Origin of the sequence: Kurthia senegalensis (assembly GCF_000285595.1) — a bacterium.
GTDB lineage: Bacteria > Bacillota > Bacilli > Bacillales_A > Planococcaceae > Kurthia > Kurthia senegalensis.
This window is the reverse complement of record NZ_HE611073.1, coordinates 1-26,001: the sequence shown is the minus strand read 5'-3', so window position 1 is coordinate 26,001 and position 26,001 is coordinate 1. Positions and strand designations below refer to the sequence as shown.

At 39.1% G+C, this 26,001-nt stretch carries 19 protein-coding genes, 1 tRNA gene, 2 pseudogenes and 1 riboswitch; of the genes and pseudogenes, 4 read left to right on the top strand and 18 right to left on the bottom strand.

Going from position 1 to position 26,001, the window contains the following annotated elements; translation table 11 throughout:
• Nucleotides 1–234 precede the first annotated feature (234 nt).
• The 6 genes from KSHG_RS14880 to hemG all read right to left on the bottom strand — a co-directional run bounded on the left by KSHG_RS14880 (nucleotide 235) and on the right by hemG (nucleotide 9,799).
• Nucleotides 235–840, bottom strand: coding sequence for a response regulator transcription factor (locus tag KSHG_RS14880; protein WP_010308943.1), 606 nt, complete (start codon nucleotides 838–840; stop codon nucleotides 235–237).
• Nucleotides 841–878: 38 nt separating this feature from the next.
• Nucleotides 879–1,901, bottom strand: coding sequence for a fatty acid desaturase (locus KSHG_RS14875; RefSeq protein ID WP_010308939.1), 1,023 nt, complete (start codon nucleotides 1,899–1,901; stop codon nucleotides 879–881).
• A 158-nt stretch (nucleotides 1,902–2,059) separates the two neighbouring features.
• Entirely contained in the window at nucleotides 2,060–5,485 is a 3,426-nt protein-coding gene (gene metH / locus KSHG_RS14870; protein ID WP_010308934.1) for a methionine synthase, read from the bottom strand.
• Nucleotides 5,466–7,325, bottom strand: coding sequence for a bifunctional homocysteine S-methyltransferase/methylenetetrahydrofolate reductase (locus KSHG_RS14865; protein ID WP_010308932.1), 1,860 nt, complete (start codon nucleotides 7,323–7,325; stop codon nucleotides 5,466–5,468). The genes metH and KSHG_RS14865 overlap by 20 nt, the downstream gene beginning before the upstream one ends.
• A gap of 83 nt (nucleotides 7,326–7,408) precedes the next feature.
• Nucleotides 7,409–7,512: riboswitch (SAM riboswitch) on the bottom strand.
• Nucleotides 7,513–7,670: 158 nt separating this feature from the next.
• A complete protein-coding gene (locus tag KSHG_RS14860; protein ID WP_010308928.1) occupies nucleotides 7,671–8,345 on the bottom strand; it encodes a class A sortase in 675 nt (224 codons plus the stop codon).
• Between the two features lie 65 nt (nucleotides 8,346–8,410).
• Complete coding sequence (gene hemG, locus KSHG_RS14855; protein WP_010308924.1) at nucleotides 8,411–9,799, bottom strand: protoporphyrinogen oxidase; 1,389 nt, start codon at nucleotides 9,797–9,799, stop codon at nucleotides 8,411–8,413.
• A 174-nt stretch (nucleotides 9,800–9,973) separates the two neighbouring features.
• On the opposite strand from hemG, the gene KSHG_RS14850 reads away from it, so the two are divergent.
• Nucleotides 9,974–11,998: a Na+/H+ antiporter gene (locus tag KSHG_RS14850; RefSeq protein ID WP_010308921.1), complete on the top strand. Its 2,025-nt coding sequence runs from the start codon at nucleotides 9,974–9,976 to the stop codon at nucleotides 11,996–11,998.
• A 60-nt stretch (nucleotides 11,999–12,058) separates the two neighbouring features.
• Here KSHG_RS14850 and KSHG_RS14845 read toward each other — a convergent pair whose 3' ends face one another.
• Entirely contained in the window at nucleotides 12,059–13,981 is a 1,923-nt protein-coding gene (locus KSHG_RS14845; protein WP_010308918.1) for an acyltransferase family protein, read from the bottom strand.
• A gap of 218 nt (nucleotides 13,982–14,199) precedes the next feature.
• Between KSHG_RS14845 and KSHG_RS19305 the strand changes: the two are divergent.
• Nucleotides 14,200–15,083: pseudogene (locus KSHG_RS19305) on the top strand (N-acetylmuramoyl-L-alanine amidase).
• A gap of 45 nt (nucleotides 15,084–15,128) precedes the next feature.
• Here KSHG_RS19305 and KSHG_RS14830 read toward each other — a convergent pair.
• The 3 genes from KSHG_RS14830 to KSHG_RS14820 form a co-directional block, all read right to left on the bottom strand.
• Entirely contained in the window at nucleotides 15,129–16,001 is an 873-nt protein-coding gene (locus KSHG_RS14830) for a diacylglycerol/lipid kinase family protein (RefSeq protein WP_010308902.1), read from the bottom strand.
• A 153-nt stretch (nucleotides 16,002–16,154) separates the two neighbouring features.
• Nucleotides 16,155–17,780: a chaperonin GroEL gene (gene groL / locus KSHG_RS14825; protein ID WP_010308898.1), complete on the bottom strand. Its 1,626-nt coding sequence runs from the start codon at nucleotides 17,778–17,780 to the stop codon at nucleotides 16,155–16,157.
• A 65-nt stretch (nucleotides 17,781–17,845) separates the two neighbouring features.
• A complete protein-coding gene (locus tag KSHG_RS14820) occupies nucleotides 17,846–18,106 on the bottom strand; it encodes a co-chaperone GroES (RefSeq protein ID WP_010308895.1) in 261 nt (86 codons plus the stop codon).
• 187 nt (nucleotides 18,107–18,293) lie between these two features.
• On the opposite strand from KSHG_RS14820, the gene KSHG_RS14815 reads away from it, so the two are divergent.
• Nucleotides 18,294–18,959 (top strand): CPBP family intramembrane glutamic endopeptidase, encoded by a 666-nt coding sequence (locus tag KSHG_RS14815; RefSeq protein ID WP_010308890.1) that lies wholly within the window; start codon nucleotides 18,294–18,296, stop codon nucleotides 18,957–18,959.
• Nucleotides 18,960–19,016: 57 nt separating this feature from the next.
• Here the strand turns inward: KSHG_RS14815 and tatC are convergent, their stop codons facing one another.
• From tatC to KSHG_RS14800, 3 genes are all read right to left on the bottom strand, one after another.
• The gene (gene tatC, locus KSHG_RS14810) at nucleotides 19,017–19,796 is read right to left on the bottom strand and encodes a twin-arginine translocase subunit TatC (RefSeq protein ID WP_010308887.1); all 780 of its coding nucleotides are present in this window, start codon (nucleotides 19,794–19,796) and stop codon (nucleotides 19,017–19,019) included.
• Between the two features lie 16 nt (nucleotides 19,797–19,812).
• The gene (locus KSHG_RS14805) at nucleotides 19,813–20,010 is read right to left on the bottom strand and encodes a twin-arginine translocase TatA/TatE family subunit (RefSeq protein ID WP_010308884.1); all 198 of its coding nucleotides are present in this window, start codon (nucleotides 20,008–20,010) and stop codon (nucleotides 19,813–19,815) included.
• Nucleotides 20,011–20,092: 82 nt separating this feature from the next.
• Nucleotides 20,093–20,728, bottom strand: coding sequence for a redox-sensing transcriptional repressor Rex (locus KSHG_RS14800; protein WP_010308880.1), 636 nt, complete (start codon nucleotides 20,726–20,728; stop codon nucleotides 20,093–20,095).
• 89 nt (nucleotides 20,729–20,817) lie between these two features.
• Between KSHG_RS14800 and KSHG_RS14795 the strand changes: the two genes are divergently transcribed.
• A complete protein-coding gene (locus KSHG_RS14795; protein ID WP_010308875.1) occupies nucleotides 20,818–22,761 on the top strand; it encodes an ABC-F family ATP-binding cassette domain-containing protein in 1,944 nt (647 codons plus the stop codon).
• Between the two features lie 218 nt (nucleotides 22,762–22,979).
• Here the strand turns inward: KSHG_RS14795 and tsaD are convergent.
• From tsaD to KSHG_RS14770, 5 genes and pseudogenes are all read right to left on the bottom strand, one after another.
• A pseudogene (gene tsaD, locus KSHG_RS17165) lies at nucleotides 22,980–24,003 on the bottom strand (tRNA (adenosine(37)-N6)-threonylcarbamoyltransferase complex transferase subunit TsaD).
• Nucleotides 24,003–24,443 carry a ribosomal protein S18-alanine N-acetyltransferase gene (gene rimI, locus KSHG_RS14785; protein WP_010308866.1) on the bottom strand — a complete coding sequence of 147 codons (441 nt, stop codon included), beginning with the start codon at nucleotides 24,441–24,443 and terminating at the stop codon, nucleotides 24,003–24,005. The pseudogene tsaD and the gene rimI overlap by 1 nt, the downstream one beginning before the upstream one ends.
• Before the next feature lie 9 nt (nucleotides 24,444–24,452).
• Entirely contained in the window at nucleotides 24,453–25,154 is a 702-nt protein-coding gene (gene tsaB, locus KSHG_RS14780; protein WP_010308863.1) for a tRNA (adenosine(37)-N6)-threonylcarbamoyltransferase complex dimerization subunit type 1 TsaB, read from the bottom strand.
• Entirely contained in the window at nucleotides 25,151–25,603 is a 453-nt protein-coding gene (tsaE, locus tag KSHG_RS14775; RefSeq protein ID WP_010308858.1) for a tRNA (adenosine(37)-N6)-threonylcarbamoyltransferase complex ATPase subunit type 1 TsaE, read from the bottom strand. Before tsaE ends, tsaB begins: the two co-directional genes overlap by 4 nt.
• A gap of 131 nt (nucleotides 25,604–25,734) precedes the next feature.
• Nucleotides 25,735–25,811: transfer RNA gene (locus KSHG_RS14770), tRNA-Asp, on the bottom strand.
• Nucleotides 25,812–26,001: the final 190 nt, after the last annotated feature.

Below are 26,001 nucleotides of genomic sequence, written 5' to 3'. Positions count from 1 at the left end.
GACTTTTTTGTCATAATATTATTGTGTACCGTACTCAACGTTACCTATTTTAAGAATACAATTCAACAGTAAGTAACGAAACGCGGTAAAATACGTCAGAAACGAGACAATTCAAGTATATTTCCTTCAAAAACTTGCATAAAGCAACAATTCACTTAATTGGATTTCTTTGTATTTATCTACTTCCGAGTATAAACCTAAAATAGATGACATACTATTTATTTGCTTATAGCTTTACTTATTCCAACCTTTTTCTTTATACCGAACGATGGCTTCAATGCGATTGCTTACTTCCAACTTATCTAAAATCGTCGAAATGTAGTTGCGCACCGTTCCTGGTGAAAGAAAAAGTTCTTTTGCGATTTCTTTCGTCGTCTTTCCTTCTGCTACGAGACCGAGCACTTCTGTCTCACGTGTCGTAAGTGGATTTTCGACTGTTTCTTCATAAACGATATCAATTAATTCTGGCGCATACATGCGACGCCCATCTTCAATGACACGAATCGCATTTACGAGTTCTTCAATTGGGCTATCTTTTAGTAAATAACCTCGAACACCTGCTTTTTTCGCACGTTCAAAGTAACCTGGTCGTGCAAAAGTCGTTAAAATAATCGTTTTATACTCTGCATCTTTAATTTCTTCTGCGACATCTAGTCCTGTTTTTTCTGGCATTTCAATATCCATAATGACAATGTCAGGTCGATGTTGTTGAATAGCTGTCAGTGCTTCCACACCATTTTTGGCAGTCGCAACAACTTCCATATCATCTTCCATATTAATCAAAGCTTGCATCGCACCGAGCAACATTCCTTGATCTTCTGCCAATACAATTTTAATCATGTCCTTACACTTCCTCACGACCTATTTTGTTTTTTTCATTATAACAAATCGCCACGAGAGACGCTTTTACATTGTCCGTACTCTTTAAATGTCATAAAGCGTTTAGATGCTTCATCGTACAATTTATAACGTAAAGACTCTATGCTCGTTTTCATCGTAATCGTCGTCACTTGTTGAAGTGGTGGTGTTTGTTCATGCGCTTGTTGTAGTTCATAATTTGGAATTCTTGGAGCTAGGTGATGTACGTGATGGTATCCGATGTTCCCTGAAACCCATTGCAACACTTTAGGCAATTGATAATACGAACTGCCTTCTACTGCAGCTTTAACGTAATCCCACTGCCCTTTATGATCAAAATAAGATTCTTCAAATGTATGTTGAATGTAAAACAACCAAATGCCGAGCATCGCTGCGATGTACATAGAAATACCTTGTACGACAAGCATTGCCTGCCAGCCAAATAGTAATGATAAACCAACGAGCATAACAAAAAGCATAATCGTCGTAAAGTATGTATTGTTACGCTCTTTTTTCTTCGCATTCTTTGCATTCACACGGTTTACTATGAGTATTAAAAACAACGGTCCTAATCCAAACATAACGAGTGGGTTACGATATGAACGGTAACAAAAACGTTGCCATTTTGTCGCTTCATCGTATTCTTGTGTCGTCATCATCCAAATGTCACCGATCCCTCGTTCATCTAAATTAGAACTTGATGCATGGTGAATTAAATGTTCACGCTTCCATTGTTCATACGGGAATGTCGTTAGGACCCCTGTAATATTACCGATAATTTTATTCGCTTTTTTATTTTTAAAAAATGAGCCGTGTGTACAATCATGGAATATAATAAATGTTCTCACGACGAACGCACTTGCTACGATAGCGCAAATGACAGATACGACCGGAAAATTTGAAAAAGTACCGTACCCAATCCCCCATAAAATAAGTAATGGTACGAGCGTATTTAAAAGTTGTCTTACGCTAATAAATGTTTGTGACTTTGAAAAAGGTGCGACGGCTTTCTTCAATTCTTTAATTTTCTCGCGATCTGTCATACTCTACCTCCAGTATTGATTCTATAAATAAAGTATAAGTAGAATCGTTGTCGGAATATAGAGAAAGATGTCATGTGATTTGCATGACATGTGTCACTTACTTAATAAAATAAATGCAAAAAAGCCTTGAAATGCGTATGCATTCCAAGGTTTTTTCGTTAGACGTTAAAATAACGTGCATCGGGATGTGAAAAGACCATCGCTGACACAGATGCTTCCGGGTCCATCATAAATTCTTCCGTTAAGTGAACACCAATGTCTTCTGGATGAATTAAGCCGAACAACTTTTGTTGATCTTCTAAATTTGGACAAGCTGGATAGCCGTATGAAAATCGTTGTCCTTGATATTTAGCTGCAAAGCGGTCGAGCATCGTAAAATCGACGTCATCTGGGTACCCTGCATGATCGCGCATTTCTTGATGTACACGTTCTGCCAAGCCTTCTGCCAATTCGAGCGCTGTCGCTTGAAGCGCATGCATCTCAAGGAATTTCCCTTCTTCTTTTAATCGTTGCGCTTGTTCTCGAATGCCTTTACCAGCTGTTACTTGTAAGAAACCGACATAATCCATTTCTCCGCTATGTTTTGATTTCAAGAAATCTGCTAAACATAAGTGCGGTTCTCTTTCTTGACGTGGGAACGTAAAGCGCTCAATTTCTGTTTGACCGTCTTCTGCATAAATGATGACGTCGTCTCCATCAGATTGTGCTTTAAAAAATTGATACATCGCTTTCGGTTGCAGCACGTCTGATTGTAAAAAGCCTCTTACTAACTCATACAATTGAATTGCTCGCTCATCTCCTTGCTTCAATTGTTCTTCTTTGAAGCCTTTCAAACCGAGATGATGTCCGATGAGCGTACGTAAATTGACGTAAGGATACAAGTAAGCAGGCGTGAAGTCGCGTAACACATGTCTCTCCAAATCTGTTGGCACGTAAACCGGGACATCCGTTCGAACGGTTTTCGTCGGACGTGCTTTGACTGCGACCGCTCTCGGTACTCGATTTGCATCTTGGACTTTTCTTTTCTCTTGCGCAACGTGTAATTCTTCAATGAGTGCATCGTGCTCGTCGCTCATTAAACGGTTCACAAGTTCTAAGCCAATCATCGCATCTTTTGCATACATAACCGGACCATCATAATTCGCTGCGATTTTCGTATCCGTAAATCGACGTGACAACGCGGCACCGCCAACGACAATCGGTGTATCGATTCCCGCTTCTTTAAAGTCTTGTGCTGTCACGACCATTTGTTGTGCCGATTTTACGAGTAAACCGGATAACCCTACGATGTCTGGATTTTCTTTACGAATTGCTTCAATTAACGTTTGTGGCGTCACTTTAATACCAAGGTCCACAACGGTATATCCGTTATTACTCATAATAATATCTACGAGGTTTTTTCCGATATCATGTACGTCCCCTTTTACGGTCGCAAGCAACATTTTCCCTTTTCCGACATCGCCCTCAGATTTCTCCATATACTGTTCTAAATGTGCGACAGCTGCTTTCATAACGCCTGCTGATTGCAACACTTCAGCTACGATCAGTTGGTTTTCATTAAACAATTTACCGACCGTTGCCATCCCTTCCATTAGCGGTCCGTTAATAATGTCTAGCGGCGTATCGTACAAATCACGTGCTGCTTCTAAATCGGTAATTAACCCTTCTTTCGTTCCTTCTAAAATGTAATAAGATAAACGTTCTGGTACGGTTTTCGGAATATCATCTTCCGTTTTTTCTTTTTTCTTATCACGATAAAAATCGGTAAATACAGCTAGTGTTTCATCATTCGTATTGAAGAGTAAATCGTTTGCTAGCGCAATTTCTTGTTCTGGAATCGATGCGTAACGTTCTAGTTTTTCTGTATTCACAATGGCATAGTCCAGACCGGCTTGCGTACAGTTGTACAAATACACGGCATTTAAAATTTCGCGGCCAACTGGAGGTAAGCCGAACGAAACGTTTGAAACGCCTAAAATCGTTAAAGCACGTGGCAAATGTTGTTTAATTAAACGAATCCCTTCGATCGTTTCAACGGCTGAACCGATATACTGTGCATCGCCCGTTCCGACTGGGAATACGAGTGGATCGAAAATAATATCTTCTGGCGCAAGTCCCCACTTATTTACGAGTAAGTCATATTCTCGTTGTGCAATTTCTAATTTTCGATGACGGTCAACAGCCATCCCCGTCTCATCAATCGTCCCGACAACAATCGACGCTCCATATTTTTTCACGAGTGGGATTACCGCTTCAAAACGTTCTTCACCGTCTTCTAAGTTAACGGAGTTAATAATCGCCTTCCCTTGTGAATATTTGAGTGCTGCTTCTAACACTTTCTCATCCGTCGAATCGATTACGAACGGTACTTTTACTTTTTTCACTGCTTCCGCCATGAATTGTTCCATATCCTCTAATTCATCACGGTCTGGATTCGCTAAACAAACGTCTAATACGTGTGCACCGTTTTTCACTTGTGCGCGAGCAATTTCAGCCGCTTCTTCAAATTTCCCTTCAACGATTAAACGTTTGAATTTACGAGAGCCGATGACATTCGTTCGTTCTCCGACAAATAAAGGACGCATTGAATCATCATAAATAAGCGGCTCAATACCTGATACCATATGAGCGTGCTGCTGTTCTGGATAAGGACGCGGTGCTTTATCTTTCACCGCTTCTCGAATAGCCCGAATATGTGCTGGTGTCGTACCACAACAACCACCGACGATATTTAACCACCCTTTATCCGCAAAGCCAACTAACTTTTTCGATAACGATTCAGGCGTTTCGTGATAATGCCCTTCTTCATCTGGTAAACCCGCATTCGGGTAACAACTAATGTAGCTCGTTGCGACTTCAGATAACGTACGAATATGATCCGTCATAAACTCTGGACCCGTCGCACAATTTAGACCGACAGAAAGCGGTTTAATATGCTCAATTGAAATGTAGAAAGCATCGATTGTTTGCCCTGCAAGCGTTGTACCCATCGGTTCGATTGTGCCTGAAATCATCACAGGGATTTCTTTTCCAACTTCTTTAAATGCTTGCTGAATACCGAGCGTTCCAGCTTTGACATTTAACATATCTTGAGACGTTTCAAGTAATAAGACATCTGCCCCGCCGTCGATTAACCCTTTCGCTTGAACGTAAAAATTATGTTGTAGCTCATCAAATGTCGTACCACCTGTCACAGATAATGTTTTCGTCGTCGGTCCCATACCACCTGCAACGTATCTTGGCCATTCAGGCGTCGACAACTCATTTGCAACTTTCACCGCAATTTCTACAGCACGTTTATTGTTTTCATATGCTGTATCGCCTAACCCATATTCATTTAATACGAGCGGTGTTCCACCGAATGTGTTCGTCGTCACGATATCAGAACCCGCTTCAAAATAAGCACGGTGAATATTTTCTACGACGTCTGGGCGTGTGAAGTTTAAATTTTCATTACAGCCATCTAACTCTTCTCCGCCAAAATCATCCGCTGTTAAATTCGCATTTTGAAGCATCGTGCCCATCGCACCATCTAAAATTAAAATATGATTTTGGAGTCGTTCTCTAATAGGTTGCTTTGACATTTGATTGTGCCTCCTCAGACTGTGCATCTAGTTGTCGTATATAATCAATTAATTCCACGGTAATGTCATAACGCATAAACGGTGTAATTAAATAAATCCCTTTAAATAATGGCGCTGCAACGTCGATTAATTCTTTCGCAATTGCAATGCCTTCTGCACGTGCACGTTCTTTATCTTCCTCACATTGTCTCATTCGCTCTAACACATCGTCCGATAGTTTAATTCCCGGTACTTCGTGATGTAAAAATTCCGAGTTACGAATGCTCGTTAGCGGCATAATACCGAGGAAAATGGGCTCTTCAATATGTTTCGTCGCCTCGTACACTTCGATAATTTTTTCTTTCGTATATACCGGTTGTGAAATGAAGTAATCTGCACCTGCTGCAATTTTTTTCTCAAGACGTGGTATAGCACGCTCGACATTGCGTACGTTCGGATTAAACGCACCTGCTACAGAGAAGCTCGCCTTTTTGCGAAGAGGCTTCCCTGAAAATGAAATCCCTTCATTCAACTTTTTAATTAATTGTAATAATTCGATGCTCGACACGTCATACACACTCGTCGCTCCAGGGAAATCGCCTACTTTCGTCGGATCGCCCGTCACCGCTAAAATGTCATGAATGCCAAGTGCATCAAGACCCATCAAATGAGACTGTAACCCGATTAAATTACGATCGCGGCACGTAATATGTGCCAGTGCACGTACATCTTTTTCATATTTCAAACGCGCGCCCATCGCCATATTACTTACTCGAGGTGATGCTAATGAATTGTCCGCCATCGTAACCGCATCTGCACCTGCTCGTTGTAAAATTTCTGCACCTTCTACGAATGCATCGGTTTCTAAATGACGCGGCGTATCGAGTTCAACGATAATCGTACGATTCTTTTTCGCTTGAACATGAAGCGGTTCTTTTTCTACACGCTCTGCCTCTCGAATATGGACAGCCTTTTTCGTCTCAATATGCTTCACTTTAATAGGAGGTAAATCAGCTAAACGTTTTTTCACTTCTTCAATATGTGCCGGTGTCGTACCACAACATCCTCCGATTAAACGAACACCTTGATCTCGTAATAAAACCGCCGCACGACCGAAATAATCCGATTCAGATTCATAAACGACTTTGCCGTCTTCGACATCTAATAAACTAGCATTCGGGTATGCTGACAGTACGGCATTCTCTGGCAGTTCAACACCTTCAAATGCTTGAATCGTATGATGTGGACCTAGACGACAATTCACACCGACAATATTCGCACCGCTCGCTTCTAATTGTTTCAATGCATCGTTCAGCGGTAAACCATTTTGTAATACCCCTGGCTCATGCATCGATACTTGCGCAATAATCGGTACGTCCGTGATTCCTCTCGTCTTACGAACGAGAGCCGTTAATTCTTGTAAATCATAAAATGTTTCAAACAATAGACCGTCTACACCTTCTTCTAATAAAACGGCGATTTGCTCTGTTTGTGCTCGTAAAATTTCTGCTGGTGTTTCATCTATTTTTCGTACCCCGTGAATACCACCGACCGTTCCGAGTACGTATTGTCCACCTTTATTTGCAGCACGCTTAGCGACTTGCACCGCACTACGATTAATCGCAATCATTTCATCTTCAATACCGAAACGTGCTAGTTTAATACGATTCGCTGTGTATGTATTCGTTTGAATAACATCTGCTCCCGCTTCGATATATCGACGATGAATGTCTTCAATAATTTCCGGTTTTGATACGTTTAATTCCTCATAGCAATAATCAATTCCATATGAATAAAGCAACGTTCCCATCGCACCGTCCGCTGTTAATACTTTCGTTTGTAAGTCTTCTAACAATCCCATACATCAACTTCCTTCCGTTTTGAACTCTCCCCAATAAAAAAAGCCTTCTCATTCGAAAATAAGAAGGGTTCACGTACTTATCCTTCTTATCTTTTAAGGTGAATACCTTCTGGAATTAGCACCTGACCGTTGCCGGCTGGTTGCTGAAGCTTCAAAGGGCCAGTCCCTCTGCTTCTCTTGATAAGAATTGATTCAATTTTTTTGAATATTAAATGAATAATACAACTTTCATGAAAAAAGGTCAATACTCTATCACTTTTTCAACAAGTTTCAATAAAAAAAGAGCAACTCTCGCACAAAATAAAAAAGCTTGTATACATGACAAATCATCTATACAAGCTTATGTTATTTCGTTTCTAATTCGTGAAACGCCTCTTTTGGTGCATCATCTAAATTCATCGCGCGAACAAATTTCGCATGCGTAATTTGACGTTTCTTCCCTTGGAAATTACACGTTACGAGCGTTAATTCTTTTTTATTATCATGGTCGTAAATAACATCCACTTGTGACGGTTCGACCGTGTGTATTTTATCAATTTCATACACATACACTTTCTCATAGTCCGTTACATATGCTTTCATACCGACCTTTGCAAGTGTTAATGGACTAAATAAGGAACGTTCATTTCGAATATTGTGCCCTGCTAATGCATAGTTTCCTTTGCCCATCTTCATATCTTCTTTCATCGTTCCTGCACCAATCGCTAAGTTACGATTTGATACGCCGTATAAAATCGGCAGCTGCATATTCACATCTGGCACGCTCACCATACCGATTGAGTTAGGCTTCGTTTGATCCATTTGTGCTTTCAATACTTGTCCTAGACTAATATCATCAACTTCTTCAAAATCGAATGTCACATCATCTGCTTCTTTCGCTTTTGCGACATTGTCTTCGTAATTCGTTTCATGATTTTTCAGCGTCAAGTCCGTCATATGGTTGACGACCCATCCCATAATAGGGCGGTTAAATATAAGGACAGCTCCTACAATCAAAAAAACAATCGCAATGGTCGTCATTAACCAACTGCCTTTTTTTCGTTTTTATTTTCCATTGTCGCATACTTCCTCTCGACAGTTATAATCTAGTCGTTGCTAATTTTTTTAGTAATACGTTCTGCGACCGTTTTCCCATTCTCGATACAAAGACCAATCCCGACACCGTAGTACGAACAGCCGGCAAGTAAAATTGATGGATGAGCAGTCTCCATCACTTCTTCTAATTGCGTCACAAGTTTCGAATGCCCTAAGTGATACACAGGCATTTGGTTCGGCCATTTCGCAACGGTTACAGTCGTCGGTGCGTCTTGAATGTTTAAAGACGTTGCAACGTCTTTAATCGCCAATTGTGTTAATTCCTCATCCGTCAATCGTAAAATTTGTTCAAATTTCGGATTCGTTTTTTTGTAAAATACACGTAGTAACAATTTACCTTTCGCCGATGTGTTCGGCCATTTCGCACTCGTCCACGTACACGCATCGCAGCTAACAGCATCGCTATCTGATACGATGAATCCTGTTCCTTCTGCGGGTAGCGCATCATTTTGAATATCATATCCAAGATAAACCGTCATAATTGAACTCGTTTTAAATTGCTCTAAAATAGATGTCACATGCTCATCTTTTATAAGCTGCTGTGCTGTATATGCAGGGGTAGCTAATACGACGATATCCGCTTCAATTCGTTCCCCATTATTAAGTGTCACGATCGCTTGCTGACCAATTTCTTCTATATCTGTAACGGCGGTTTGTTTTAAAAACGTAACGTGTTCAAGCGTTTCTTCAAAACGATCGAACAATTCACGTAAGCCATTTTTAAACGACAGAAATTTATTATTTGAACGGTTTACGTATTGCGCTTTATTCGCCTCGAAACCTTTTATAATGCTACCATATTTATTTTTATATTCCACTAGATAAGGAATTGTCGATGCTAATGTTAATTTATATAAGTCACCTGAATAAATGCCTGACAGTACGGGTGCAATTTGGTTTGTCACCATTTCTTTCCCTAAAAAATATTCAAGAAACTCTCCGACAGACGATTCAGCTGTAAATTTTTCATTCAGTAAAGTAAGATCACGTAAAGCCACTTGTTTTCCTTCTTCTGAAACGAGCGTACTTTGTTGAAGTGCTTCCAAGTTCATTGGAATACCATACATGCTTTCTAATGGAATCGCATGCAATTCATTATGACGATAAATATATGAAACACCTGTGTGATTGTATACGACACGGTCTTGTAATTGCAGTTCTTCAATAAGTGGTGCAACGCTACGATGGCGTGCAACAATCGAGTCTGCACCGAGCTCCATTACGAAATCATCTTCATAATGTGTAGCCATCTTCCCACCTAATGTTGCTTCTTTTTCGACTAATACGTAGCGTATTTCTTGCCCTTTCATTTGGCGTGCTAAGTAGTGTAATGTTGATAGCCCTGTAATTCCTCCGCCAACGACGACAACGGTTTTCATAAAATTGCCAACTCCTTTTTTATACATCCGTTCCTAGTATACTCGTTTCTGCAAAACGGATGCCACCACTTCAGAACAAATCCACCAATTGTCCATAATTTACATTAGTACAGATTTCATGCAAAATATATACATAAGATTACTGTACCCAATTTTATAGAAAGAAGGCATTTTATGGACTTATTGCTGTTAATTATTTTATTAATTTTTGCATTATTAATTTCCAATGTCATCGGTCATTACGTTCCAGCTATCCCAATGGCGCTCGTACAAATTGGTTTCGGTATTATCATAGCAATCGTCTTTCCGACATTTAATATTGAGTTGGAATCCGAATGGTTCTTACTACTATTTGTTGCACCACTTTTATACAACGACGGGCGTAATTTTCCACGAGAAGACTTATGGAAAATGCGGGGACCTATTTTAAGTAATGCGATCGTACTCGTCGTTGTCACAACACTCGTAGGTGGTACGTTTATTCATTGGCTCATTCCGTCTATTCCTTATGCAGCAGCCTTCGCATTAGCGGCGATTTTATCACCAACAGATCCCGTTGCTGTGAATGGGATTGCGCGACGTATTCAAATTCCGAATCATATTTTGAGTGTCGTCCGTGGCGAATCTTTAATCAATGATGCTTCCGGACTTGTCGCTTTTAAATTTGCTGTTGCCGCAGCTGTATCCGGCTATTTCTCTCTACAATCGGCACTCATCACATTTTCATATACGTTTATCGTCGGTGCGCTCATTGGATTAATCGTTAGTGTTATGTTAATCCAATTTCGTTCGTGGTTACGTCGTTCGGGCATTCGCGATGTCGTTTTCCACTCATTATTCCAAGTCGTCACACCGTTCATTATTTATTTAATTGCAGAAGATCTTTTTCACGCATCTGGTGTTATCGCTGTCGTAATCGGCGGAATTACACACGCACTCGTGAAAGATAAAACAGAAACCGTTCTTGCTGAGGAACAGTTGCTGACAGAAAACACGTGGTCTATTTTATTATTCCTATTAAATGGACTCGTCTTTTTACTGCTCGGCTTAAACATTCCAGACTCGATGCAAAATTCATTATCTGACCGTCATACGAATAACTTCATTTTAATCGGAGATGCCATCGCAATCGGCATCGTCATTTTATTAATTCGTTTCCTTTGGTCCCATTTCTTTGCATGGCATCAATTCAAAAAAGGAAATGAACGTATGAAACCTGGCGTCAAAACGAGTATTATTAGTAGTCTCGTCGGCGTTCGTGGAGCGGTCACGATGGCTGGTATTTTATCGCTTCCATTCTTTATGGATAACGGCGAAGCATTTCCCGAACGCTCACTCATTATTTTCCTAGCGTCTGCGGTCATTTTATTTACGTTATTAGTCGCAACTATTTTCTTACCACTAATTACAGAAAAAGAATTGGAAGTCGAACTCGGAGAAGACCAATATTCATTTAGTCGAGCTAAAATGCAAGTACTGCTCAAATCCGTGAAAGTATTACAATCATCTATTACCGACGAAAATCGCCGTGTCACGTTTGAACTAATCGATGAGCTTCAACAAATGTTCCGACAAATTCAATTAGAAGACACTGCTGAACAAGTAACTCGCAATAAACAAGAACTACTGAAAATCCGTGAAAAAACGACGCAAATTGAACGTGAATTCATCGAGGATTTATACGATAAGCAACAACTCGATCAACATATGTACAATAGCTTAATGCACACATTAGAAGAGCGTCTGTCTCGCCAAAAATCGAATGTGCTAATGAGTTTAGTATATTCATTCAAGCAGCTTTATCGTATGTGGCGTATGACGCGAACAGGTGATGATAATAAATCGAAATTCTATTCATACATTCGTATGCGCCAAGACATTCGCCGTCAAAGTTCTTTAGCTGCACTGAAATATTTACGTGAGGCACATGCAGATGCTCCTCCGAAGTTACGCCCACTTTATGTCATCGTTATTTATGAATATGAAAAAGCATATGAAAGTCTACGTAAAGTAAACGCAATCTCTTCTTCTCGTGAAGAAGAGATTCGTGAAGAATTGCATTTACGCGTTATGGAAACACAACGGAGTGAAATTCATAAACTGTACGAGGAAGGGCATATTTCGCGCGACCAAGAAAAAGAACTGCGTCGCTTCGTTAATTACATTGAAAGTATTACATTGTACGAATACGTTGAATAATATGTCGTACGAAAAAAGGAAGCCACTGAACGATCAGGGCTTCCTTTTTATTACGTATTTTTATTTTAGACCATTTGCGACAGCAATCGTAATTAAACCAGCGTAATATTTTCCACCTTCAACGTTCGGATGAATTTGATCATCGTAAAAAATATTCGTGCGTTTTTTCGATTCATTATACCAGTCAATCAATGTCACATTGTCGTACTGTTTAGATGCATTTTCAAGCGTCTTATTTACACTCGTTTGCCAACTTCTTGGCACGCGTACATTTAATGCATAAATATGACGATTTTCACCTAAAATCGAATGAATTTCTTCGAATTGTGCTTCCGTAAACGTACCATTTGAGCCAAGCCCTAGTAAAATTGTTTTCGGCAATGTCCCTTTTTTCTTCATTTTTTGAAGAACCTCAATGGCATCTTTCACTTGACGGCCTACTTCTGCATCTACTTTCACATTCGGTATGTTCGCTTTTAAATTTGTCGCAGCACTTAGCATAACGGAGTCTCCGATACCTAATACGTTTAAATTAGCGACCGTTTTTGAAGAACTTTCTACTTTTTTATTAAATGCGGCAATTTCTTTTTTCTCTTGTTCACTACGTTTTTTAGCAGCTTCTTTTTCTTCTTGCTCTGCTTTTTTCTTCGCTTCTGCTTCAGCAGCCGCCTTTTCTTCTTTTGTCATTTTCTTTTCTTGCTGAATATTTTTTTGTTCTTGTTGTAAATGCATTTCAAGTGCTTTATCACCACTTGCCTTCGGTGAAGGTTCAATACACATTCCAATGATAAACGTAATAACAATCAACATCGTAATTAAATTCACAATACGAGATTTCGTTGACCACGTACGAATATCGAGTGACCAATTTCTCGGATGTAGTTTTTTAATCCATTTTTTCCACTCACCACGTCGGATTGGATCTTCGATAAATGTCCAGGAAATCGACGATAAACCGAGTGTTAAGGCAAGCGCAAAAGCAACTTTCCATAAGTTCATCGTTCCGGTATCTACACCGAGTCCGAGTAATACGAGAATCGGGAAATGCCAAATGTAAATGCCATACGAGCGAACGCCGACCCAAAGAAGTGGTTTCCAACTTAATAAGTTCCCGACAAAGCTTGCAGGATGCACAATGACAGCGATAAGTACTGCAACAACAGCTGATGCTAAATACATGCCACCGTAGTATAAAAATGTCCCGTCTTCTTTCATAAAGACAATGAATAGTACCATGCATAAAAACGCGACGATTCCTGTTATATTCAATACTTTTTTTAATTCGTCTGTTACGTTCGGCGTCAATTTACGACTTGGCCAAACGATAGCTAATGCAGCACCAATAAGTAACGAGAATGCGCGTGTATCCGTTCCGTAATACACACGACTTGGATCTTGTTCTGGTGTAAATAAGAAAGCCATAAACTCTGCTGAAATGACTGATAATAGCATCACAAGAAAGGCAAGTCTTCCTTTAGACTTCGTAAATTTCAATGCGAGCAACATAATAATCGGCCAGATGATGTAAAATTGTTCTTCTACTGCTAATGACCACATATGCTGAAGTGGAGAAGGCGGTGCAAACTTCGTAAAATAAGAATGCTCTTGCCATACGTAATACCAATTACTAATATAGAAAAACGCTGCGCCTATTTCTCCTCGTAATCCCGATAAATAATCTCTTTGAAACAAAGTAATCCAAACGGTCACTAAAACGAGCATTGTAAACAAGGCAGGTAATAACCTTCTAAATCGACGAACCCAGAAACTCTTAAAATTAATCGTTCCGGTTTTTTGATACTCATTTATTAATAAATCTGTAATTAAATAGCCTGATAACACAAAGAAAATGGTTACGCCTAAATATCCTCCATCAATCCAAGGAACATGGAGATGATACAAAATAACAGCTAAAACTGAAATGGCACGTAACCCATCTAAACCACTTATGTATCTGTGACTTTTTTTGATAGGTTGTGGCATAAAAACCCTCCTAAATATAAAAAAACTGCCCAATAAACTTGATTTTATTCCTATAGAAATTGTAAAAAACATCTGACCAATAGTCAAAGTATTCACGGTGCGACTTTTTACTCTTTCTTCTCTCATTCTAAATGATTGCATGTTCTTAACAAATAATACATTATTATCACATTTCTTAAAAAACGTTCTCTATTTAATAAAATACGTTTATCATTAGAATGATAGGAGGAGTATATATGAAAATAAAATCTTTAAAATGGATTGTAAGTATTCTCGCTTTCGTACTCGTTTGTGCAAGTGCTCTTACATTTTCCAAAGATCAAGCAAGTGCGGCCTCTGTTTATATGAAAGTCGTTGTCAATAGCAACGACACATTAAACGTCCGTTCTGGCGCAGGCGTCAAATACAAAGTCGTAACAAAATTAAAACGTAACACGGTCGTAACACGTACGAAAACATCTAATGGTTGGTCTAAAATTACATACAATAAAAAGACCGGTTGGGTAAATACAAAATACTTAAAAAAAGTTGTCGTTAAAGCAGCGGCAAAACCACTAGCTAATTTTACATTCGTTGTTGATGCAGGACACGGTGGTTCAGACCGTGGTGCATTTTACTACAACGTCAAAGAAAAAGATGTAAACTTAAAAGCAGCGAAAGAATTGCAAAAGCAACTAGTCGCAAAAGGTGCAACTGTCGTCATGACACGTACAAAAGATGTATTTCCATCTTTAGAAGCACGTGTGAAAAAGTCTAAAAAACAAAACCTGATGCTTATATTAGCATTCACCACAACGCAAGTAAAACTGGCAACAAAACAGATAAAGGTTATTTAGTGCTTTATACGAAGAAAAGCGAAAAAACATTAGCTTCTTCTGTATATAGTGGCATGAAAAATGTATTGAAAAAACGAACGACAGTTCCTGCTGAAGGCTACCGTTATCAAAACTTACACGTTTTACGTGAGAACCCATACAAAGGGGTTTTACTAGAATACGGTTACATGTCTACACCGAGTGAATTGAAAAAAATTAATACGAATTCATACCGTGCATATGTAGCTAATGGCGTCGTAAATGGCTTAATGAACTACTTTGACTAAATTTCATATGAAAACGCTCGATGTTCCCATCGAGCGTTTTTTTATTTACTGCGGCGCCAGCACTGTTAAAAATTTCGGATAAACTTGAACCGTTACAGGTAAATGAGGCCCTTCTTCTCCATCCACATTCGTCATCGCATCAGGTCCTTCGATTTTACACGTCTTACACGTAAAAGCGTGCGTATACTCCGAATTTTGAATTTGCATTTTCCAAAATTCTGGAGCCATTTTTAACGCTTCTTTCAAACCAAGTTCTGGCATAATCATACCATGAATTAAGCCATCATCGGTTTCGGCATTCGGAAAAAAATGCTCCATGCCTCCGATATAACTCGTCAAACCTAAAATAACAAGCGATGCTTCTCCTTGCCACTTCTCTCTATCATACTGAACCATCATTTCATACTGATCTTTTTTAGCGAGCGTTTGAATACCTTTCGCAACAAAGGCAAATGTTCCAAATACCGTCTTCGCCTCAGACGATACGTCATGCATCGCATGAGGAATCGTCCCAAATGTGACACTATTGCTAAAGTACACATCATTCACTTTTCCTAAATCAATTTGTTTCTCTCCATACGTATTTATCTGCTCAATCACCTGTTCAGGATCTAGTGGCATATTTAATGCTCGTGCAAATTCATTCACTGTTCCGAGTGGTATAAAAGCAAGAGGTGGTCTTTTTTCAAGTGTTGCAAGCCCATTAATCGCCTCTCCCAATGTACCGTCTCCACTCATTACAACGAGTAAATCAGCGTCACTTGATTCCTTTGCAAAAGTCGTTGCATCCCCTGCTGCTTCCGTTTCTCGAACAATCACGTCATCGTATTTTTCACGTAACTTTTTTTGTAGTAATACTTTGTATTCACTTGCCTTTTCTTTTCCAGAAGTCGGATTTATAAGAATAACTGCTTTCATTTTTATCACCTCTCCTTTCTATACCCACATTTCCATAAGAAAAGGCCGAAACCGATAAATGGTTTCGACCTTTACGTTGTTGAGTTCCCTCAACGAATATGTGCTAAGCGTCAGGGTAGATAAAATCCTAACGTGTCGTATGCGTAGTCGGGACTACATCATACCGCCCATGCCACCCATATCAGGCATTGCAGGAGCGCTTGCTTCTGGAAGATCTGCGACAACTGCTTCAGTTGTTAAGAATAGAGCTGCTACAGATGCTGCATTTTGAAGTGCTGAACGAGTAACTTTCGTTGGATCCACGATACCCGCTTCAATCATGTTCACCCATTCGCCAGTAGCTGCATTGAAACCAATTCCTACTTCTTCGCGTTTTAAGCGGTCTACGATTACTGAGCCTTCAAGACCTGCATTATTTGCAATTTGACGAATTGGTTCTTCTAATGCACGTAATACGATGCGTACGCCTGTTGCAACGTCGCCTTCGTATTCGTTTGCAAGAGCTTCTACTTTTTTATAAATTGATACTAATGCAACACCACCACCGGCTACGATACCTTCTTGTACAGCAGCACGAGTAGAGTTTAATGCATCTTCAATACGTAATTTACGTTCTTTTAATTCTGTTTCAGTTGCAGCACCAACTTTAATTACTGCAACACCACCTGCAAGTTTTGCAAGGCGTTCTTGTAATTTTTCTTTATCGAATTCTGATGTTGATTGTTCGTGTAATTTACGAATGTTTTCAACGCGAGATTCGATTGCTTCTTGTGAACCAGCACCTTCAACGATTGTTGTATGATCTTTCGTTACGACAACTTTACCTGTGCGTCCTAACATATCGATTGTTGTTTGTTTTAAGTCTAAACCGATATCTTCTGTTACGACTGTACCACCTGTTAAAATTGCAATATCTTCTAGCATCGCTTTACGACGATCACCGAAGCCCGGAGCTTTCACAGCGACAACGTTAAACGTACCGCGTAGTTTGTTCACAACGATTGTTGCTAACGCTTCGCCTTCAATATCTTCAGCGATAATTAATAATGGACGGCTTTGTTGGACAACTTGTTCAAGTACTGGTAGAATTTCTTGAATGTTTGTAATTTTTTTATCTGTAATCAATACGTATGGATTGTCTAAAACAGCTTCCATTTTATCGTTATCTGTCACCATATATGGAGAAAGGTAACCACGGTCAAATTGCATACCTTCTACAACTTCTAATTCTGTTGTGAAACCACGAGATTCTTCTAGTGTAATAACACCTTCGTTCCCAACGCGTTCCATCGCTTCTGCGATTAATTCACCTACTTCTTCATCTGCTGCAGAAATAGCCGCTACTTGTGCGATTGCTCCTTTAGAATCAACTGTTTTTGAAATGCTTTGTAACGCTTCTACTGAAGCAGCTACTGCTTTATCGATCCCTTTACGAATACCGACAGGGTTTGCACCTGCTGTTACGTTTTTAAGACCTTCTGTAATCATTGCTTGCGCAAGTACTGTTGCAGTAGTCGTACCGTCACCAGCAATTTCATTCGTTTTAGAAGCAACTTCTGAAACAAGTTTTGCTCCCATGTTTTCGTATGGATCTTCTAATTCGATTTCTTTTGCGATTGTCACACCATCATTTGTAATAAGTGGTGCCCCGAAAGATTTTTGTAATACGACGTTACGGCCTTTAGGTCCTAACGTTACTTTTACTGTATTCGCTAATTTGTCTACCCCTTGTAGCATTAAGCTACGTGCTTCACCGCTGAATTTAATATCTTTTGCCATGTTCAAAAACCTCCTAATATATACGTTTCTTTTATTTTATTTAATAAAGTAAGATAGAATCGAGATTACTCGATAACCGCTAAAATATCTTCCTCAGAAAGGACTAGATAAGCATTATCGCCGTAAGTAACTTCTGTGCCAGCATATTTTGCGAAAACGACGTCGTCGCCTTCTTTTACGTCAAAAGTAACACCAGCGCCAGTAGCTAATACTTTCCCTTGTTGAGGTTTCTCTTTTGCAGAGTCTGGTAATACGATGCCGAATGCAGATTTTTCTTCTACTTCTACGACCTCAATAATAATACGTTTGCCTAATGGTTTTAACAAATGAAACAACCTCCTACTATTTCTTAAATCTTATTTTATTAGCACTCTTAGTCTTTGAGTGCTAACACAATTATTATATTAATGAATTTCATTTCAACATGCAAGTAAAACGCTTAAAAATTTTGAAAATAGCTTCTTATCCTCTACAATAAAAATATCTCGTTTTAACAGAAAGGATTTTTCTATTTTGAAAGCTAAACATACAGCACTTTACATACTACTCATTTATTGTTTCGTTCAACTTTCAGGTGCTTTTTTCTATGCACCGCTTTATCATTTCATCGAAGCAAATCATCATGACTTAACGAAAGCCGAGCTAACGAGCTACGCAAAAGGCTGGTATATTTTCCTTAGCATGGGCGTCGGCGTCTTATTATCAGCACTCATTATTTTAAGAGATCGCACCTTTCTTAAAGCCGCACCACAACTCCCTATTATACGTTCCATTTCATGGGGCGTTGCCGGATTTATTTTATTAGTGATTGGACAAATCGTCGGAAATGCGATTGAACGAATGTTAGGCATTACGACCGCTTCTACGAATACGAGTAATTTAATTGCTATGTCAGAAATTGCACCGATTTTAATTATTGCGACTGTTTTATTCGCACCCATTTTAGAAGAACTCATTTTCCGCCGAATCGTATTCAGTTGGCTGCAGACGAAAATGAACATTTGGTTCGCTGCTTGTATTAGTGCGTTATTCTTCGCTCTTATGCACAACGACTTCAGCCACTTGCTCATCTACTGGATTATGGGGATGATTCTCGCCTTTCTTTATAAAAAAACAGGACGTATTTTAACACCGATTGTCGCGCATATTTTATTAAATTCACTCGTTATTTTTTCATAATTTAAAGAGCCGCCATACAGTTAACTGTATGGCGGCTCTTTTTATTTGACTAAAATTTTATTTCAACATGCCGTCGATCGATTCTTTTTCCATTCCAAGCTCTTCTAGCCGTTTCCGTTCTGATCGAACGTATTTAGCATAGCCGAGCTTCGCAATCCAAATGCTTATTTCATATAAAATGCAAAGTGGAATCGTAATCATTAAATGTGATACGACTTCTGGTGGAGCGATAATCGCTGCAATGACGAGTAAAAGAAAGTACGCATATTTTCTAACTTTCGCCATCCACATCGGTGTAACGATCCCAATTCGTGCGAGAAAATGCATAACGACTGGTAATTGAAAAACGAAGCCGAACGGAATCGTTATTTGAAATAAAAATTTAAAGTATTCATTAATGCCAATCGTTTGTTGAATGTGCATCTCGTTGGACCATTCCATCATAAATTTCATAATATATGGGAATAAAATCGTATACGAAAACAATACACCGATTATGAATAAAAGGACGACAAATGGAATATAGCGTAAAGTCGCTTTACGCTCGTGACCGTACAATCCTGGGCTCACGTATTGCCAAAGCTGATACAAAATAACGGGCAACGTTAAGACGAGTGCGATAATGAAATCCGCTTGGAAATAAATTTTCAAAGGATCCGTCACATTAAACGCATGTAATTGCAATGACTTTGCATGCTCACTAAATTGTAAAAAATGAATGAGCGGTTTCGCGATGAAGAAACCGATTATTACATTAATAACGAAGAAAACGGTTATAACAATTAACCGTTTTCGCAATTCTTCTATATGTTGTTCGACAGTTAGTTCATCATTCATTTCAATTACTCCCTAACTATTTAGCGTCTGTCTCTTTTTTACTTTTATCTTTTTCTTTCTCATCATCTTCATCTACTAAACCTTTAGTAGCATTCTTGAATTCACGGAGAGTGGAACCCATTGCTTTACCAAGCTCGGGTAGCTTCTTCGGACCAAAAATGAGCAAAGCTACAACAGCAATAATAACGATACTGCCAAAACTAACTCCTCCCACTTGTGAACACCTCCTATTAATATGGCTATATTGTATACTATCAATTCTCAATTAGCTAGACTTAAATTGTTACAAGTTTTAGCTACTTTTCAACGTTACGCATGAAATAGCTCAACGTCTGAAGTTCAATTGATAAATCAATCGTATGTACACGAACCGTATCAGGTACTTGCAGGCGTACCGGCGTAAAATTTAAAATTCCTTTGACGTTCATCGCAATCAAACGATCTGTCATCAGTTGTGCAGAACGAGCTGGCACGGTTAAAATCGGTAGCTCTGCTTCATACGCTTTAAATTTTTCTTCCATCACATCGGGGTGGAAAACCATGACGTCATTCACGAGCTTTCCTTCGAGTGGATAATTCGTATCGAATGCTACGACAATTTTCATGTTTTGATTTTTTTGGAAATTGTATTTTAATAAGGCATGCCCTAAATTACCGATTCCGATTACAGCTACGTTCATACGTTCATTATCATCTAATACGTCTCGGAAAAAGATGAGCAGATGTTGTACATCATAGCCGTACCCTTTTCTTCCAAGTGCGCCAAAATGGGAAAAATCACGACGAATCGTAGCCGAATCAATTTGCATGGCTTCACTTAATTCTTTTGAAGAAATTCGTTCACGCCCTGCTTCCGCAAAATTTTGTATAAAACGATAGTAGAGAGGTAATCTTCTCGTCGTCGCTTGCGGAATTTTATAATTTTCTTTCAAAACGATTGCCTCCTTCTAAATCGGCTTCTTTAACATTGCACGTCTTGGCTCATTTCGATAAACTAAAATGAGAACTGAGGTGTCTTTTCATGATTGTATTACAAGTCAATCAATTATATAAATCTTATATTGCAGATGAAATTTTAAGTGGCGTTAAGCTCGAAGTCCAACATCGAGATCGCGTCGCTCTTGTCGGCCGCAATGGTGCCGGCAAATCAACTTTATTAAAAATTATCGCAGGTCAACTTTCTTATGACTCTGGCGATATTATTATGCCAAAAGATATTCGTCTTGGCTATCTCGATCAGCATGCCGGTATTCATTCTGAGCTAACGATTTGGGAAGAAATGATGACCATTTTTGAACCGTTGAAAGCATTAGAAAGTAAAATGCATCAACTCGAACAACAAATGGCAGATCCAAATGTGTATAACGATGCCGCTCACTATAGCAAGATTATGGCAGATTACGACCAATTGCAACATGATTTTAAAGCGCGTGGTGGCTATCAATATGAAGCCGATGCACGTGGTGTATTACATGGTATGCAGTTTTCAAAAGAGATGTTCGATCAAACAGTCAACTCTCTATCTGGTGGTCAACGTACGCGTTTAGCGCTTGCTAAATTGCTATTAAGCAAGCCCGAATTATTAATTCTCGATGAACCGACAAACCACCTAGATATTGAAACATTAAATTGGCTTGAAACGTATTTAAAAAATTATGACGGAGCTATCCTTATCGTATCACATGACCGCTACTTCTTGGACCAAGTTGTGTCAATTGTTTATGAAGTTTCTAGACATCATGTCAAAAAGTTCACAGGCAACTATTCTTCTTATTTAAATGAGAAGGCAAAAACGTATGAACTTGATTTGAAACGCTACGAAAAAGAGCAAAGTGAAAAAGCAAAACTCGAACAATTCGTCGAAAAAAATATTGCGCGTGCCTCTTCAACAAAAATGGCACAAAGCCGTCGTAAAATGCTCGAACGCCGTGATTGGATGGAATCTCCTGAAGGCGATGAAAAATCAGCGCGCCTTATGTTCGATATCGAGCGTCAAAGTGGGAATGACGTTCTTTCTGTCGACGACTTATCTGTCGGCTACGGAGACAAAATCGTTTCTGAACATATTCAACTTCGTGTGTATCGACAAGATCGAATCGCACTTGTCGGTCCTAACGGTGTCGGCAAGTCTACATTACTCAAAACGATTGTCAAAGACCAAGCGAAACTGCAAGGAGCTATTCGTTTCGGCACGAACGTCCAAATTGGTTATTACGATCAAGAACTAGCGAAATTGACGAGTAACCGTACTGTGTTAAAAGAACTTTGGGATGAGTGGCCTTTAATGAATGAAGGCGATGTTCGTTCTGTTCTCGGACAATTTTTATTTTCAGGTGACGACGTCGACAAAATCGTCAGCGATTTATCCGGCGGTGAAAAAGCACGTCTCGCTCTCGCGAAATTAATGCTCGAAAAAAATAACTTCCTCGTTCTCGATGAACCGACGAACCATCTTGACTTAGATAGTAAGGAAGTTTTAGAAAATGCATTAGTCGATTACCCCGGTACACTTCTTTTCGTATCTCATGACCGTTATTTCATTAACCGAATTGCAACGAAAGTTGTCGAGATGGCAGCAGACGGTACGTTTGAGTACTTAGGTGACTACGATTATTATTTAGAAAAGAAACAAGAGTTAGAAGAGATTGAGCTTGAAAAACAAGCTGAATTAGAAGCATCGAAATCTGCTCAACCGAAAGAGAAAAAAGTAACGAATACGTCGATTGATAAAGAAGCGAAAAAACAAGAACGCTCCATTCGCCGTAAAGTAGAAGCTCTCGAAGCTGAAATGGCAACGCTCGATCCACAAATGGCCGACTTCGAACAGCAACTATGCGATCCAAAAGTGTATTCAGATCATCAAAAAACGTTTGAAATTCAAACAGCTTTAGATGAAATGAAAGAACAAAAAGAAATGCTTGAGCTAGAATGGCTTGAGCTAAATGAACAGTTAGAACAGTTTTAAAAAATATTTTTTCTACTGTAAAGCTGCCTTTTCTTCAAAATCCATTTGAAGAAAGGCAGTTTTTTGTACGCTAAACGAAAAGTTATCCACAAGTATTTTTATTAAAAATGCAATTTTCTGATATTTATGTATAAAAAAACAGTCCAATATTTAATTATCAGACTGTTTCGATAAGTTATCCACAAGTGGAAAACTTTTATTATAGCATTATCCACATTTTAATCGTTCCAAGATTTTAATTCTAAACCTGGTCGGCCGTTCAAATCTAAGCCACTACGTTTCCCACTCTTAAACATTTCTGTACCTGCTGCTGCAATCATCGCGGCATTGTCTGTACACAATTTTAATGGTGGCACGTAGAATGGAATGCCTTCTTCTTTAAAAAATCGTTTCTAATTCATGACGTAACCCTTTATTCGCTGATACGCCACCTGCTGCAATCACTTGCTTCACGTCAAATTCACGTGCTGCACGAAGTGTTTTAGCAGTTAATACTTCCACTACGCTATCTTGGAAGCCTTTTGCGATATGATAGGGGTTAATATCTCCTCCACGTTGTTTCGCATTATGTTGGTAGTTAATGACCGCTGATTTTAAACCACTAAAACTAAAATCGTATGAATCATGTTCTAACCAAACACGAGGGAAATCAACTGCAGCATCACTTTCGTGTGCCATCGCATCAATACGTGGTCCACCTGGATATGGAATGTCTAACACGCGTGCTACTTTGTCGTAGGCTTCTCCTGCGGCATCGTCACGTGTTTCACCAATAACTTCGAATGAACCGTGTTCTTTCATTAATACAAGCTCTGTATGCCCACCTGAAACGACAAGCGCAAGCAGTGGGAACTCCATCGGTTGGATTAAGTTATTCGCATAAATATGACCTGCAATATGATGTGTGCCAACAATTGGTAAACTATGTGCAAAAGCAAATGCTTTCGCTGCATTAATACCGATTAATAATGCACCAACTAACCCAGGACCTTCTGTAATACATACTGCATCCAGTTGCTCTGGTTGCATATTCGCTTGTTCTAACGCTGCTTCAATTACGAGCGTAACGTTTTCTACGTGATGGCGAGAAGCGATTTCTGGCACGACGCCGCCAAAACGTTTATGACTTTCAATTTGTGAGGCAACAACGTTTGAAATGATTTCTGTACCATTTTTTACGATTGAAGCCGCTGTTTCATCACAACTACTTTCAATACCTAAAACATATAAATCTTTTTCCATTATAAATTCACCCACATGACAAGAGCATCCTCTTGGTTATCTGTATAGTATTTCTTCCGAATGCCACCTGCTTGAAAACCTAACTTACGGTATAAGTTTTGTGCAACATCATTTGACACCCTTACTTCAAGGCTCATAACGACACAATCGCGCTCTTGTGCAATACGCAGTGCTTCACGCATTAACTGTTCGCCAATCCCTTGACCGCGGCCTTCTGGCATAACAGCGACATTCGTAATTTGACTTTCATCTAACACAATCCACATGCCACAAAAACCGATTAGTCGACCTTCTTTTTCTGCAACAATGTACGTAGCTTGTGTATTTTTAGTCATCTCTAATTCAAAAGCTTCTAAAGTCCATGGCGTTGCAAAAACAGCTTCTTCAATATGATGAACTTCTTTTGCATCTTCTAATGTCATTAAACGATACGTTATCAAAGAAGTCACCTACTTGTTTTTCTGTTCTTTAATCCAATTAGCTTCTGCTTCTGCTAAACGGCGATATTGTGGCACAAAATTGTGTACAGCATCCCCTGTTAATTGAGGCATTGTTTCTGCTAAATGAATTAATTGTGCCGCATCTGGTAAATCAAATGTGTACGGTGCACGAATGGCACGGTCGCCTAATTTTTCGACGATTTGTGCCCAAAACGTATCCGCATCATGACCTACAAACAAAATCGGCGCATTAAGTTCGTCTAATTTTATTAAAAAGTCTTCTATACTATAGTGATGATCTTCTACTACATTTTCAAATTGCTTCGTAGCATCATATGCACCTGCATAAACGTTTTGACGACGCGCATCAATTAACGTACAAACGATTCCTTTATATAAAGTCGCATTAGCTGCTAACATTTTTAGACTTGAAACGCCTACTAAAGGTTTTTTCAATGTCCATGCTAATGTTTTGGCAATCGTAACACCGATACGAATTCCTGTATACGAGCCAGGACCTTCACTTACAGCGATTGCATCGATTTCTTTCACTGTCACATTTACTCGGCTTAACAAACGCTCAATTGCAAGCATTGCACCACCTGAGTGATTCAATTTAATATTCGTTACTTCGTTGGCAATTATTTGTCCATCTTTCACTAAAGCGACTGCTAACGGCGTATTAGACGTATCAATTCCTAACCAGATCATTTCATTATCTCCTCACACAATTGTTCATAACGCTGACCAATTGGGTTTAATAAAAATCGTCTCGCTGTGTCATTCACTCGTTCAATTCGAATAGCTAAACGCTCTTCTGGTAAATCTTGTTCGATTAAATGAGCCCATTCTACAACGGAAACTGCATCTCCAAAAAAGATTTCATCCCAACCTAAATCTTCATCACTATCCGCTAAGCGATACACGTCTAAATGATTTAAAGGTAAGCGACCTTCATACTGTTTCATAATCGTAAACGTTGGACTATTCACAGTTCTTTTCACACCAAGTCCTTTTGCAAGAGATTGTGTAAACGTCGTTTTCCCAGCACCTAGATCACCTTCTAACGTTAACGTATCTTGTGGTTCTAATAAGGTTGCAATTTTCATGGCAAGTGCCTGTGTCTCTTCTAAAGAATTCACATTCATTTCAATTGTCATAATTCCTCGTCCTCTCGAAAAATGCATATATACAGTGTAACGAATCATTCACAAATGTTCAAAGTGAACGAATTCAATTTTAAGGCAAAAAAATAACACAGCGCCATTGCTGTGTTTACATAAAATAAAAATGGCGGTCCGGACGGGACTCGAACCCGCGACCTCCTGCGTGACAGGCAGGCATTCTAACCAGCTGAACTACCGGACCAAACTTTATTACATAAACGATTATAGCAAGCCAATCAGTATATGGCAATACTTTTATTTAGAGATGCTATAACTATTTTTTATATGCGATAAAGAAACTGAATATATGCATTTAACAGCATGTTATATTTTATTTTTATTGTACAAAAATAAAAAAAGACGAACAATTTGTCCGTCTTTAATGTGCCTAG

What these genes read in the sequence shown, in the direction of transcription:
- metH (WP_010308934.1), bottom strand. Translation starts at nt 5,485, where the DNA reads ATGTCAAAGCAACCTATTAGAGAACGACTCCAAAATCATATTTTAATT.
- groL (WP_010308898.1), bottom strand. Translation starts at nt 17,780, where the DNA reads ATGGCAAAAGATATTAAATTCAGCGGTGAAGCACGTAGCTTAATGCTA.
- KSHG_RS14795 (WP_010308875.1), top strand. Translation starts at nt 20,818, where the DNA reads ATGATTGTATTACAAGTCAATCAATTATATAAATCTTATATTGCAGAT.
- tatC (WP_010308887.1), bottom strand. Translation starts at nt 19,796, where the DNA reads ATGAATGATGAACTAACTGTCGAACAACATATAGAAGAATTGCGAAAA.
- tsaE (WP_010308858.1), bottom strand. Translation starts at nt 25,603, where the DNA reads ATGACAATTGAAATGAATGTGAATTCTTTAGAAGAGACACAGGCACTT.
- tsaB (WP_010308863.1), bottom strand. Translation starts at nt 25,154, where the DNA reads ATGATCTGGTTAGGAATTGATACGTCTAATACGCCGTTAGCAGTCGCT.
- KSHG_RS14860 (WP_010308928.1), bottom strand. Translation starts at nt 8,345, where the DNA reads ATGACGACCATTGCGATTGTTTTTTTGATTGTAGGAGCTGTCCTTATA.
- KSHG_RS14850 (WP_010308921.1), top strand. Translation starts at nt 9,974, where the DNA reads ATGGACTTATTGCTGTTAATTATTTTATTAATTTTTGCATTATTAATT.
- KSHG_RS14880 (WP_010308943.1), bottom strand. Translation starts at nt 840, where the DNA reads ATGATTAAAATTGTATTGGCAGAAGATCAAGGAATGTTGCTCGGTGCG.
- KSHG_RS14845 (WP_010308918.1), bottom strand. Translation starts at nt 13,981, where the DNA reads ATGCCACAACCTATCAAAAAAAGTCACAGATACATAAGTGGTTTAGAT.
- KSHG_RS14830 (WP_010308902.1), bottom strand. Translation starts at nt 16,001, where the DNA reads ATGAAAGCAGTTATTCTTATAAATCCGACTTCTGGAAAAGAAAAGGCA.
- KSHG_RS14875 (WP_010308939.1), bottom strand. Translation starts at nt 1,901, where the DNA reads ATGACAGATCGCGAGAAAATTAAAGAATTGAAGAAAGCCGTCGCACCT.
- KSHG_RS14865 (WP_010308932.1), bottom strand. Translation starts at nt 7,325, where the DNA reads ATGGGATTGTTAGAAGACTTACAAACGAAAGTATTAACAGCGGACGGT.
- hemG (WP_010308924.1), bottom strand. Translation starts at nt 9,799, where the DNA reads ATGAAAACCGTTGTCGTCGTTGGCGGAGGAATTACAGGGCTATCAACA.